The sequence below is a fragment of the Mesorhizobium tianshanense genome (assembly GCF_007830515.1).
Classification (GTDB): Bacteria; Pseudomonadota; Alphaproteobacteria; order Rhizobiales; family Rhizobiaceae; genus Mesorhizobium; species Mesorhizobium tianshanense.
Genome location: NZ_VLKT01000054.1, coordinates 1 through 12978 on the forward strand (window position 1 = coordinate 1; position 12978 = coordinate 12978).

12 protein-coding genes and 1 pseudogene are annotated in these 12978 nt (G+C 63.6%); 2 read left to right on the forward strand and 11 right to left on the reverse strand.

Going from position 1 to position 12978, the window contains the following annotated elements; genetic code table 11:
* The 9 genes and pseudogenes from IQ26_RS40050 to IQ26_RS30980 form a co-directional block, all read right to left on the reverse strand.
* The coding region (locus IQ26_RS40050; RefSeq protein ID WP_240547313.1) for a septum formation initiator family protein at positions 1–201 on the reverse strand (201 nt) is incomplete at its 3' end.
* Positions 202–727: 526 nt separating this feature from the next.
* Complete coding sequence (locus IQ26_RS30950) at positions 728–1519, reverse strand: polysaccharide deacetylase family protein (RefSeq protein ID WP_145722190.1); 792 nt, start codon at positions 1517–1519, stop codon at positions 728–730.
* Positions 1516–2061, reverse strand: a complete 546-nt coding sequence (locus IQ26_RS40055; RefSeq protein WP_240547314.1) for a polysaccharide deacetylase family protein — start codon at positions 2059–2061, stop codon at positions 1516–1518. Before IQ26_RS40055 ends, IQ26_RS30950 begins: the two co-directional genes overlap by 4 nt.
* Positions 2062–2104: 43 nt before the next feature.
* Positions 2105–2347 (reverse strand): annotated as a pseudogene (locus IQ26_RS41665) (polysaccharide deacetylase family protein); the annotation flags it as partial.
* Complete coding sequence (locus IQ26_RS30960; RefSeq protein WP_145722191.1) at positions 2344–4071, reverse strand: ABC transporter ATP-binding protein; 1728 nt, start codon at positions 4069–4071, stop codon at positions 2344–2346. The gene IQ26_RS30960 and the pseudogene IQ26_RS41665, both read right to left, overlap by 4 nt.
* Complete coding sequence (locus IQ26_RS30965) at positions 4071–4886, reverse strand: ABC transporter permease (protein WP_145722192.1); 816 nt, start codon at positions 4884–4886, stop codon at positions 4071–4073. The genes IQ26_RS30960 and IQ26_RS30965 overlap by 1 nt, the downstream gene beginning before the upstream one ends.
* Positions 4883–5827 (reverse strand): ABC transporter permease, encoded by a 945-nt coding sequence (locus IQ26_RS30970; protein WP_145722193.1) that lies wholly within the window; start codon positions 5825–5827, stop codon positions 4883–4885. Before IQ26_RS30970 ends, IQ26_RS30965 begins: the two co-directional genes overlap by 4 nt.
* Positions 5828–5861: 34 nt before the next feature.
* Positions 5862–7415 carry an ABC transporter substrate-binding protein gene (locus IQ26_RS30975; RefSeq protein ID WP_145722194.1) on the reverse strand — a complete coding sequence of 518 codons (1554 nt, stop codon included), beginning with the start codon at positions 7413–7415 and terminating at the stop codon, positions 5862–5864.
* Positions 7416–7485: 70 nt separating this feature from the next.
* Positions 7486–8355 (reverse strand): alpha/beta hydrolase family protein, encoded by an 870-nt coding sequence (locus IQ26_RS30980; RefSeq protein ID WP_145722195.1) that lies wholly within the window; start codon positions 8353–8355, stop codon positions 7486–7488.
* A gap of 200 nt (positions 8356–8555) precedes the next feature.
* Between IQ26_RS30980 and IQ26_RS30985 the strand changes: the two genes are divergently transcribed.
* A complete protein-coding gene (locus tag IQ26_RS30985; RefSeq protein WP_145722196.1) occupies positions 8556–9212 on the forward strand; it encodes a GntR family transcriptional regulator in 657 nt (218 codons plus the stop codon).
* Between the two features lie 17 nt (positions 9213–9229).
* On the opposite strand, the gene IQ26_RS30990 is transcribed toward IQ26_RS30985, so the two are convergent.
* Together IQ26_RS30990 and IQ26_RS30995 are read right to left on the reverse strand one after the other, a co-directional pair.
* A complete protein-coding gene (locus tag IQ26_RS30990; protein ID WP_145722197.1) occupies positions 9230–10777 on the reverse strand; it encodes an ABC transporter substrate-binding protein in 1548 nt (515 codons plus the stop codon).
* Between the two features lie 49 nt (positions 10778–10826).
* On the reverse strand, positions 10827–11972 hold the full coding sequence (locus IQ26_RS30995) for a C45 family autoproteolytic acyltransferase/hydrolase (protein WP_145722198.1): 1146 nt from the start codon (positions 11970–11972) through the stop codon (positions 10827–10829).
* A 108-nt stretch (positions 11973–12080) separates the two neighbouring features.
* On the opposite strand from IQ26_RS30995, the gene IQ26_RS31000 reads away from it, so the two are divergent.
* Entirely contained in the window at positions 12081–12974 is an 894-nt protein-coding gene (locus IQ26_RS31000; protein WP_145722199.1) for a GntR family transcriptional regulator, read from the forward strand.
* Positions 12975–12978: the final 4 nt, after the last annotated feature.

Consider the following 12978-nt stretch of genomic DNA (forward strand, 5'->3'; position numbering starts at 1 on the left):
CTCTTCGGTGATGATCGCCCGGCTCGAGCCACGCCGCTTCGGACCCGTTGCCGCAGGTGAACTCCGCTTGGACGACTGCTCCATCCCGCTCGGCTTCAGCGTCGGGCGCGGCGGTAGACCTTTCAGACGCCGGATCTCATCCTTCAGAGCCGCATTCTCGGCGCGAAGCCCGGCCACCTCTGCCCGCAACTGCAGGATCATGTCGAGCAGGTCCGTAGGGGTCGGCGTTCGAGAATCTGGTGGATCCGCCATGGCCTGACAGAATCACGCCGCCCGCCAAACCGCCACCCTCTCTAACCCGATACACCCGAGTCATAACGCCGCGTCCGCCACCGGTTTTGCCCGGTTACAAAACATGTAGTTAAGCAATTGATTTCATTTCAACTCTTTCCAGAGGGCCTATAACGTGGACTCGAACTCCCTGTGTCCACCAAGCAACAGCATTCGAATCTGACTGTCCGGCCAACGATGGATGGGACAGACAGAGCTGGAAATTCTTCAAAATTCAATTCTTCAGGCTGGGCCGGACGCCTACGCTTACCGAATGCGGCCTATGCCAGAGCTCGCCAAAGCGGGTCGCTCTAAGCCTTGTATCTGGCCGATTGAGAAGGGGTACTCAACGCCCCCCAATAAGACGGGCTGTACCGAGCCGGGATGCAAATCGAAACGGGCGGTGCGCCGATCTTAGTCCGGGGCACGGCTAGACGCCGCCGGACGTAGGGTCTGTCTACGGAGGTATCGCGCCGCCTAACTTCCCAGTGACCCGTGCGCGTTCTGCAACTTCACGACACAATCGGAAAATGACGCCGTGGCGGACGCGCGTGCGCTCGATGAGCCGCTCGATCATAGCGAGGCGGGCAGTGCGGCCGACGCCAATATCGGCACGTGGGTGAAATATGAGGCAGGGAAGACCGGCGGCGCCGATCATTGCGTCAAGTTCCTCGATGAAAAAGGCCTCCGCGCGGCGCTGCGTCAGACGCCGCCGAAAGTGCGTCGCGTCGCACAGGCCCTCACACCACGGCAGCTCGACGAGACCGGACGGAGCATTGGATTGGAGCAAATAGGGGACATCGTCATCGACGAAACTGGAGTCGTAACGGTAGCCGAGCCGGGCGAGAATGCCGATCGTTGCCGGCGACAGTGTACCGGTCGGAGAGCGGAAGCCGATTGGTGGGGTTCCGGTGATCGCGGTGAGCCGCTCATGAGCCGCCTCGAGGATCTCGGCTTCGCGGGCGCCAAGTGTAGCATTGTCCTCAAAGGCATTGCCGTGCGATGCGATCTCGTGCCCCTCGGCGAGGCAGCGCTCGATGAGCGGTCGGCAGCGTTCGGCTTCGAAGACAGGCCAGAAGAAGGTGGCAGGAACACCAGTACGGCGCAGCATGTCGAGCAAGCGGGAGAGGCCGATCCGGTAGGCGTAGCGGCCATGGGCCAGCCGGCCGAACAGCTCTTCTTCCGGCACGGTTGCCGCTTCGGGGCCGAGACCGTGGACGTTGACCGTAAGGAGAGCCGCGCGGATCACGGACGCGCCCTCCACTCTTGTGGTCGGTCGAGGCAATGCTCCGCGAGTTCCGCGAGCGTGACAATCTGCACGCCGGAGGTGTTGCTGACATGGGACAGGAAAGCATCGACTGCGGCGGCCCTGGCGGGCGTTCCGGAGCCGGAGCCGGCCATAGGATGGACGGTCAGGTGGACATAGCCGTCGCTCGTCCGCAGCGCCTCGAATTCCTCGATCCAGTTTTCCAAGACCTCGGAGGCGAGCGCCTGGCCGGTGTGATAGAAAGGGTAGTCGTCGAGCGAGACGGTGTTGTTAGGCAGGATGACGAAATCGGCCAGCCCACCTGCCCTGTCGTCGAGGACATAGGGCAGGTCGTCATCCTTCTCGCTGGCGTCGTAGCGATAACCGAGGCGGCGCAAAGTGGGGATCGTCAGCCGGCTCTTGCGCCCCGATGGCGAGCACCAGCCGACCGGAGCGACGCCTGTAAGATCGGTTAGGATGCAGTGGGTCTTCTCGAGCAGCTCCGGTTCCCGCTCGCCAAGATCCCAGCTCGTGCTGGTAACCATGGGCGGCAATCTCGTGGCCCGCGCCATGGATGGCGGAAATTTGTTCGGGATAATGCTCGGCATCATGGCCGCAGACAAAAAACGTGGCGGATACACCATGACGCTCAAGAATGTCCAGGTAACGAGGGACGCCACGCCGCATGGCGTAGCGGCCGACACTGTGGATGCCGAGGGGCTCGATTCCCCGCCCGATCTGCACGCACGGGCCATCGACATGGACGGTGACGCAGACGATGGCCTCGGCACCGCCTGGCCATCGCCGCGTTGGTTGCCGATCCGAATTCATCCGAGGCCGGCTTCCAATTCGCTGCGCGGCCGAGCACTTCTTTCAGCTTCCGCCCTGTCGGTCTCTCTGATGGTGAGCGGCTCGTCGGCGAAACGCCATTTGAGCCGCACGCCGCCGTCGGGCGTCGCTTCCAGCGCCGGGACTGCAGAAAGGAGTTGGCGGGTGTAGGCGTGACGCGGCGCGTCGAAAACCGCGTCGCGGTCGCCTTCCTCCACAATGCTGCCGTGCTGCATCACCACCACGCGGTCGGCAACCTGCTCGACCACTCCGAGGTCGTGGCTGATGAAGAGACAGGCAAAGCCGTGGCGCTGCTGCAGCTTGGCGAAGAGGTCTAGCACTTGCGCGCGCACGGTGGTGTCGAGAGCCGAGACCGGTTCGTCGGCAATGACGAACGCCGGTCGGCGCACGATCGCCCGGGCAATCGCCACGCGCTGGCGCTGCCCGCCGGAGAGTTCGTGCGGATAGCGTTCCGCGAAGTCGCCGCCGAGCCCGACCTCGTCGAGGACTTCCGCGACACGCGCCCGCCTTTCGGGTCCACTCATGCCGGGTACCAGCCGCAGGGCCTCACGCACCAGCGCGCCGGTCTTCATGCGCGGATCGAGCGAGGAGTAGGGGTCCTGGAAGACCATCTGGCAGTTGAGCCGATAGTCAGCCCAGTGGCCTCTGCGCGGGCCGTCGATGGGGCGGCCGGAAAAGAGGATGTCGCCGCCGCTCGGCTGGATCATGCCAGCGATGGCACGTCCCAGTGTCGTCTTGCCCGAGCCCGAGCCGCCGACCAGGGCCACCACCTCGCCGGGATCGATGTGCAGGCGGATCCCGTGGAGCGCTCGCTTCGGCGCCGACCTCCGAAGAAAACCCTGGCGGCCGGAATATTGGACAACGAGATCGCGGACTTCCACGATCGGAACGCTCGCTCGGTTCACGTCGCGCGCCGGCCCGCGCCGTGGCATCGCGGCCAGCAGCTTGCGGGTGTAGGGGTGGCGCGGATGTTGCAGCAGGTCGCGTGTCGGCCCCTCTTCGACGATCGCGCCTTCCTGCATGACGATGACGCGGTCTGTGTAGCGGGCGACCATCGACAAGTCATGGCTGATCATCAGCACCGCCGTGCCGTTGTCGCGGGTGAGATCGACCATGAGCTCCAGCACCTCGCGCTGGATGACTGCGTCCAGCGCCGTGGTTGGCTCGTCGGCGATGAGGAGCGCCGGGCGCAGGAGCATCACCGAAGCGAGCATGATACGCTGACGCATGCCGCCCGAGAACTGGTGCGGATAGGCGGAGAGCGCCGCGACCGGCTCTGCGATGCCGACGCGGTCCAGCATGTCGAGCACGAGCCTGCGCCGGGCATCGGCCGAGAGATCGCGGCGATGCAGGACAAGGCCTTCCTCGAGTTGCCGCCCGACCGTCATCGACGGGTTGAGCGAGGTCATCGGCTCTTGGAAGACCATGCCGATGCGGGCGCCGCGCAGGCGGCGCAGTTCGGCAGGCGGCATGCTGGTAATCTCATGGGCTTCAAAGCGGATGCTGCCGCCGACGCGGCGCACTGCCGGTGGCTCGAGCCGCATGGCGGCGCGTGCGGCCATCGTCTTGCCGCTGCCGGATTCGCCGACGATGCCAAGCAGTTCGCCCGGCGCCACCGTGAAGCTGATGCCTTTCACGACCTGCATCCCGGCGCGCGCCACCTCCAGGGTCAGCCCTTCGACTGCAAGGAGCGTATCGTTTGCCATCATACCCCCCTCATGCGCGGATCGAGCCTGTCGCGCACCGCGTCACCCAAGAGGTTGATGCCGAGCAGCGTCAGCGAAATGCAGAGACCGGGGAAGATGCCGAGCCATGCCGCCTGGGCGATGAAGGCGCGGCTTGCGGCCAGCATGTTGCCCCATGTCGGCGCCGGCGGCGGCACGCCAAGTCCGAGGAAGCTGAGCGCGCTTTCGGCGAGCAGAACCCAGCCGAACAAGGAGGTGGCGAGCACGGTGAGCGGCGCGATGCAGTTCGGCAGGATGTGCCGCCACATGGTATAGATTTCCGAATTGCCCATCACCCGGGAAGCCTCGACGAACTCCCTCTCGCGCAGCGACAGGACGGTGCCGCGCACGACGCGGGCCACGGAGGGGGTGTAGGCGATGCCGAGCGCGAAGATGATGCCGTATTTGTTGGCGCCGAACACGGCGAGCAGGCCGAGCGCCAGAAGGATGCCGGGGAAGGCGAGGAGGGCGTCGTTGAAGGTCATAAGGACACGGTCGACCCAGCCGCGGACGAAGCCGGTGAAGACGCCGAGCGCGGTGCCGGCCCCGACGGCGAGGATGACGGTCAGCAGGCTGATCCAGGCGCTCGTCGAGGCTCCGGCCATCAACCGGCTGAGAACGTCGCGGCCGAACTCGTCGGTGCCGAGCCAGTGAGCCCCGCCCGGCGGTGCCAGCCGGGCCATGAAGTCGATGGCGAGCGGATCGTAGGGCGTCCAGACCGCGCCGATGAGGGCGGCGACAGCAACCACGCCGATGGTCGTGCCGCCGATGAGGGCGTTGGGCGCTGAATAGCTCATTCTGCCGTCACCCGAGGATCGAACATGGGATAGAGGAGGTCGACGACGAGGTTGACCAGCACGTAGATGACCGCGATGAACAGCATGCATCCTTGGATGACTGGATAGTCGCGCGCGAAGATGGAATCGACCAGGAGCCGACCGAGGCCGGGGATCGTGAATACGGTCTCGACCACGGCTATGCCGCCGAGAAGGTTGCCGAGCATCAGCCCGATCAGCGTCCAGGTCGGGGCGAAGGCGTTCTTGAAGGCATGCCGCCAGAGCACGACGCTTTCCGAGAGCCCCTTGGCACGGGCATGCGTGATGTAGTCGAGGCGTAGCACTTCCAGTGCGCTGGCCCGTGCCATGCGCATCAGCACGCCGATCTCGTGCAGGAACAGGGTCATGACGGGCATGATCAGATAAAGCAACGCGCGCCACGGATCGTCGGAGAAGGAAACGTAGCCGACGACTGGCAGCCAGCCGAGTTTGAGGCCGAAGAAGAGAAGCAGGAGCAAACCAAGCCAGAATGTAGGCACGGAGAGAAGCAGGGTCGATACCGCGACGAGGGCCACGTCAAGCGCGCTGTTCTGCCGCCACGCAGCGATCATGCCGGCGGGTACCGCGACGAGACTCGCGAAAATGACCGCGGCCATGACCACCTTGGCGCTCACCCAGAAGCGCTCGATCACGAGAGGCAGTACCGCCTGATCGGATGTTATGGAGCGGCCGAGATCGCCTGAAAGCGCGTTCTGGAACCAGATGGCGAACTGCACTGGCAACGGCCGGTCGAGTCCCAGATTGTGCCTCAGACTGGCGAGGCTTGTCGCGTCGGCGAGATCGCCGAGCATGAGCGACGCCGGATCGCCCGGCACCAGCCGGATCAGCGCGAAGACAGCAATGGCGACGATCAGCAGTGTCGGCACTGCCATCAATATTCGCGTGACCGCGAAGCGAAGCATGCAAATCCTCCAAACGAAAGAGGCGAGGGGACCGTCAGTCGGCGACGCTGACTTCCCAGAGGCGCGGCTTGCCCTCCCAGGTGGAGTAGCCTTGCACGCGTTTCGAATAGGCCACGGAGTCGACGCCATTATAGAGTATGATCAGCGGCGTATCCTCGATCATCATGCGATGCAGTGCGTCGAAGATCTTGCCGCGTTTCTCCTCGTTCGAGATGACATATGCTTGGTCGATCAGGTCGAGGGCCTTGGGATTCTCCCACACCTTGCGCGGCTGCTCGTCCTTCGGACCCGAGAACTGCTCGTAGCTCAGAGCCGGATCGAGGCGCGAGGAGTAGGAAAAGGACTGCATCTGGTACCTGCCGGTCTGGTAGCGATCGAGCTGGGTCGCCCATTCGAGGACCTCTATGCGAGCGTTGATGCCCGCCGCCTGCATCATCGCCTGCGCCATCACCGCAGCCGGATAGCTGGGCATTGCGACCCGCTGATTGGCCAGGATTGTGATCTCCTCGCCTTTGTAGCCGGCCTCGGCAAGCAGGGCCTTCGCTCGCTGGAGATCGTGGCTGTAACCCTGCCTCTGGACTTCGTCGAAGTAGGCGGAAGTCGGCGGCACTGCGGAGTTGTTGACAGTGCCGAGGCCATTGGAGGCGGCAGCGACGATCTGCTTCATATCGAGGGCGGCGGCAATCGCCTGTCGCAGCTTGACATTGGAGAGTAGCGGATCGCGAGTCTGGAAAAGGAAGGTATGCTTCGTGGCGACCTGTGGGGTGGATATATCGAGCGCAGGGCTCTGCCTGAGTTCCGCCACGTCGGAATCAGCCACCTGCGCGACGTCGAGGCTGCCGCCAACGACGGCGGCCTTTACTGTTGCGGCGTCCGGAACGATCAGGAACTTCGCCTCGTCGATCAGCGGTCGCTTGGAGCCGACGTAACCGTCCGGTTTCTCACCGGGAGGAGATTGGTAGTCGTGGAAAGGGTTCAGCGTCACATACTCGCCTCGCTTCCATTCGCCGAATATGAACGGCCCCGTTCCGATCGGCTTGTCCCAACTGCCATCCGCCTTCACCGAGTCCTTGTGAAGGATCGCGGTCATGGCACAGTCGGTACGAGCCATAGTGGCGAGGAAGAGTGCGCTGGGCTCATTGAGTTTCATGACGAAGGTATGGGCATCGGGCGCCTCGGCGGAGACCACCTTGAGCCTGTTTCGGCCATCGAACTCCGGAAGACATCGCCACTCCGTCTTCGGATCCATGTAGCGGTTCCAGCTCCACAGTACGTCGGCGGCTGTCATCTCCGCGCCATTGTGGAACTTGACCCCTTCCCGCAGCGAAAAGGTGTAGGTGAGACCATCGTCGGAGACTTCATACGACTTGGCGAGCAGCGGCTTGACGCGTGCATCCTCGCCATAGGCAACAAGGCCTTCGACGACATTGAGGATGACACCGTCGGTGTTGTCGTCGCGATTGACGCCGGGATTGGAGCTGCGGATGTCGGCGTTAAGCGCGACCGTCAAAGGCTTGGCAATGGCCGGCGAGACGGCAATCAGGACTGCGAGGGCGCACGGCAAGGCAAAAAGAAGACGTCTGGTCATGGAGTTCCCCTTATGAATGAACAAATCCGGCCGGCCTTGGGCTCTGTTCTGGATAACGAAAACGTCGGGCTCAGCCTCTTCCGGCGCGCTGCGCGGCTATGCAGTCGGCGAAGAACGTCTTGACCGGCTCGAGGCAGCGCAGCCCGTCATGCGCCATTCCCGGCACGAGATCGAAGCGAACGCCGATCCCGGCGGCGGCAAAGGAGCGGCGCAGGCTTTCAAGGCGCTCCGGACGGGTGCGTCCGGCGTCGTTGGCGTGCGGCATGAAATAGCGACCGCCTTCGCGGTGAGTGATCTCCCAGGTCTCGAGGTCGGCGCCGCCGACAACCATGTGGACGGGAACCCCGCGCATGCCTTCGAGATCCAGCGAAACGCCGAAGAGCTCCTTGAGGCCGCGCACGCCAACCCACCAGTCGCGGGTGGGGTCGAGAAGCGTCACCGAACCTGGCGCGCCAATCGAGGCCGCCCACAGCCGGCGTGGATGGAGGATGAGGAAACGATGCGCGAAATGGCCGCCACCGGAATAGCCGAACAATGCGAAGCGTTCGAGGGCGAGACCATACCGAGCGGCAACCTCCTCGACCATGTCGATGAGGGCGAGATCATAACGGATGTCTGCTTCGAGCATGTATTTGAATCCGTCGCGGTTGCCGTCGCCGCGAATGCCGGCGGGAAACAACGGGCACAAGACGATGCAGTTGTTCCAGCGGCCGAATTCCGCGAAGGCGTCGCGATAGGCGATGAAGCTGCGGCCGGTGCCATGCATCGCCACGACCAGTTCCGCCGGGCGCTGGGCCTCGTCGAATTTCGGTGGAACATAGAGGGCGTAGCTGAAGCGCGGGTCGGTGCGGCTTGCGAAGATGGTCGTCTCGCCAAGATCGTACATCTGGCGACCACGGGCGGTGTCGCCATCGATAGGATCCGCTGCGCGAACGTTCATGTGGGCCGTTCCGTCATTGTTTGTTACCAAAATTGGCGCCAATCTTTACATGGCGAAACAACACTGGCAAGCTGAAAATGTTGTTCAGTGATATAAAAAGCAGTTTTTCAACTTCGAGTCGGCGAGCGCCCGACAGCTCGTCGTTTTGCCCGGAAATGCGGTAAGACGGGCGAGCCGAGACAGGGGAGGACGAGGGAATCATGCACAAGGGGCCCAGGAGAGAGAAGCGCAACGACGTTGCCGATCTCATCGCCCGAGATATCCAGGCTGGCGTCCACAGCCGTGGCGCCTGGCTGAAGCAGATCGATCTCCAGACGCACTACGGCGCCACCCGCATCGAGGTCCGCCGTGCGCTCGATCGCCTGGTGCTGCGCCGTCTCGCGCAGCATGAGCCCAATCGCGGCTACCGGGTCTATGCACCGGACGAGAACCATACAGACCAGATCCGCGATGTGCGCGTGGTCCTGGAGACCGCGGCTGCCGAGCGCGTCCTGGAAACAGTCGACGCGGTGGCCATAGAGGATCTGCGGACTCTTGCCTTGGCATTTGCCGATCTTCTCATGACGGGGACGCTTCTCCAGCAGTATGAGGCCAACCTCGCCTTCCACCACCGCATGGCGCAGCTTTGTCCCAATCGCGAACTCGCGGATCTCGTTCTGGAATATCGCGGACGCGGAGCATCGGCGGCGCTCACCCAATGGACGACGCGGGCGCGCATAGAGCAGTCGGCGCGCGAGCACATGGAGATGGTGGAGGCGCTTGCCGCGCGCGATTTGTCACGGCTGAAGCGGGTGGTCGCGGCGCATATTCGCCAGGCGGAAGCGGGCGAAATCGACGCTCCATCATCAGCTCGTTAGATTTCACCGCCTGAACGCTATTTCGCGAGCGTGACCTCCCACAGCCGCGGCTTTGAGAAAATGGAGGCCTTGTAATTGCTCACGCGCTTGGAAAAAGCTGAGGCATCGATGCCGTTGTAGAGCATCAGAAAGGGCACCTCCGCGAGGAAACGTTTGTGCAGGTCGTCGAAGATCGCCTGCCGCTCGACCTTGTCGGAGACGACCATCGCCTTGTTTAGCAGTTCCTGTGCCTCGGGGCTGTCCCAGGCCTTGCGCGGCTGCTTGTCCTTCGAGCCCATCACCGAGTCATAGCTCAGCGCCGGATCGAGACGCGCCGAATAGGGAAACGCCATCATCTGGTAGTTGCCCGCTGAGTAGCGGTCGAGCTGGGCAGCCCATTCGAGCACTTCGAGCGAGACGTTGAGGCCCGCCGCCTGCATCATAGCCTGCGCGATGACCGAGGACGCATAGGTTTGCGGATAGCGCTGGTTGGTCAAAAGCGTGATCGGCTCGCCCTTGTAGCCGGCCTCCGCGAGCAGCGCCTTCGCCGCTTCGGGATTGTAAGTGTAGCCGACATCCTGCGCGGCGGTGTGATAGGCCGACAGGGAGGGCACCAGCGAGTTGTTGCGCTTGGTCAGACCCTGGGTCACCGCTTCGGTGAGCTGCTCCGTATCGACCGCAGCGGCGATCGCCTGCCGCAGCTTCACATTGGAAAGGAGCGCGTCGCGCGTCTGGAACAGGATGGTGCTGGTGCCCATGTTGGACGAGACGGAAAGGTTGAGATCGGGATTGCCCTGGATCTCCTTAACGTCCGTATTGGCGAGATCAGGCACGACATCGATATTGCCGGCCTGCAGCGCCGCCTTGGCAGCCGCGCTGTCGGGTATGATCATGAAGCGGACATCGTCGACCAGCGGCCGTTTGCCGCCGGTGTAGCCGTCGCGCTCGCCGGGAAGGCTCTGGTACTCTTCGAAACGTTCGAGACCGATGAATTCGCCCGGTTTCCATTCGGCGAACTTGAATGGTCCTGTGCCGATCGGCTTGTCCCAGCTTCCGTCAGCCTTCAGCGAAGCCTTGTTGATGATGCCCGTCATTCCGCAATCGGTGCGTGCGAGGCTAGCGAGAAAAAGTGCGTTCGGCCCATTGAGGCGGAACACGACGGTCTTCTCGTCGGGCGTCTCGACCGCCTCGACCTTGAGGCGGCCGCTGCCGTCGAACTCGGGCAGGCAACGCCATTTTCGCGCCGGATCCATATAGAACTGCCACGACCAGGCGACGTCGGCTGACGTCAGCGGCGCGCCATTGTGGAAGGTAACGCCGTGGCGCAGCGTAAAGGTGTAGGTCTTGCCGTCCTCCGAGACATCGACGCTTTTGGCCAGAAGCGGCTTGACGGTGGCGTCCTCGCTGTAGGCAACAAGCCCCTCGACGGTGTGCAGGACGACGGCGTCGGTGTTGTCGTCGCGATTGATGCCGGGCGTCGTGCTGCGGATGTCGGCGTTGAGCTGGACGCGGATGGTTGAAGCGGATGCGGGCATGGCCGCCAGCACCGAGGCTGCGGTGATCATGGCGAATAGCAAGCGTGACATTCGTTCGTTCCCCTGTTCTTCTTCGTTCGGAACCCTGCGACGGCTGTGTTCATTCCGCCGCGACGGGAAGTGTCGCCGGGTCGCCCTTCAGGCTGTAGCGAGTGAAGATGCGGCAAAGGGCTGGCAATGGCGCCACGTCCATGATGCCGGCGGCCGGCTCCATGACGACCATCGACACGGTCGCCGAGAGATTGCCGCGACCGCCGGGCCGCGGCGGCCTACAGACGGAATAGGGCGTCCCGAACTCATCGAAGAGCGCGGTTTTGAGGTCGACCGTGTTGAGGCGTTCGCCCGCAGCATCGAGAAGCCGGCGCACCCGCCAGTCACGGTAGAAGCTTTCCGGCACGCTCGGCACGCCGGTGTTGACAAGCTTCGAAAGCGCCGTCGCGCTCACCCAGTGGTTGGCGTGGACGATAAGCCCGTTCTCCGGATAAAGCGGAAAGGCCTCGTCGGGAGCGCATTCGAAGTCGATGGCGAAGCCGTCGACCGTACCCAGCATCATGTTGTTGGAACAGGCCTTTGGCGTCGCGGCCACCGCCTTCATTGCCAGCGCGAAATGCTCCTGCTCGAGCACCTTGCGGCGGATGAGAGCCAGCGGCACGCCAGGCTTTTGGAAATCGCGGTTGCATTCGAGATAGTTGGCGGTGATGGAGATGCCCGCGGCATTCATACCGCAGCGCGCAAGCCCACCAGCCTCCACGAAGGTCAGGAAATCGGGGCCATTTTCCTGCTCGACCCTGAGCACAATGGCCGTCTCGGCGCATTCGGCTCGCCAATCCCAGTTCTGCGCATGCAGGACCGATGCTGTCGCGCTGCGTTCGGGCAGCACGACCACACCCGTACAGCCGTCTTCGGGTTCTTCTTCCGGCTTTCCCGCGTCCTGGCGCGCCTTCGCGACCACTTCCGTGCGCGCGTTGATCATGATGACGTCCTCGAACGGGACGCCGGCGCCCTTGGCGATGCCCTCCATTTCCTCCAGATAGTCGGCGCCGAAGGAGCCTATCTCGGCGGCGAACTCCTTGATCAGGCGCGACTTGGCGGCTGCGTCATAGCCGAGTTCGTCGAGGGTCGTCCCGTAGATCGCCGCGCTGCGCCGCACGCGCGAGGCGACGGCGACGCCATATTGACGGCCACGCTCGAAAGGGATGCCCGCAACCGAAACGAAGGGGAATGGAGACGGAGTGATTGAAGACATTGAGACCATATTGTATTTTGAAGGATCAAAATACAGAATACGATTGACGCGTGGCCTGTCAACAGATTCTTGTGCTAATTCGTGAGCGACGAACCACAAAGAGAAATCATGACTGTTCCCCTCGCCAGCAGCCTGCAGACCGAACTCGCCCGCCAGATCGTTTCCCTCGCTGTCGATCAGGCGTGGAATCCTGGCCGGAGGCTGTCGGAACTTGCGCTGGCCAACCAGCTCGGCGTGTCGCGCTCGCCGGTACGCGCGGCGCTCAATGCGCTCGCCGGCCACGGCCTGGTGCGATACGAGCCCAGGCGAGGCTTCGTGCTGGCGCGACTGCCATCCGACGCGGACCAGATGGACGGTGTCGCGCCGCTATCCGAGATCGAAGCGCTTTACGGGCGCATCATGACTGACCGCGCTGCGGGAGCATTGCCCGCGGAGGTCTCGGAGGCGGAACTCTCTGAGCGCTATGGTGCGCCCCGTGGACAGCTACGCAAGGTGTTGCTGCGATTTGCAGCCGACGGCCTGGCGCATCGCTTGCGCGGACATGGCTGGGCATTCACCGAGAGCCTGGATACGCCGGACGCTGTGGCCGAGAGCTATCATTTCCGGCTCGTGATCGAATGCGGGGCGCTGCGCCAACCCGGGTTCCGCGTCGACCCGGCGGCACTGGCGGCGTTGCATGCCGCACAGAAGGAAATTCTGAACGCCCCAGCCGCCTCGATCAGGCGCGAGCGCTGGTTTCGTGTGAATGCGGCGCTCCACGAGGCGCTCGTGGGCTGGTCTGGGAACCGGTTCATGCTCCAGGCCATCCGCCAGCAGAACAATCTGCGGCGAATGACCGAGTACGCCGATTTCGACGAACTGAGCGAGGCGCGCATCCAGCGTGCCTGTGGCGAGCACATCGCCATCCTCGACGCTCTCGCCGAGGGCGACCTGGGCTACGCCGAAGCGCTTCTGCGCCGGCACATCGAGCGCGCCGGCCGCGATCCGGCGCAAGAGGATTGATTTC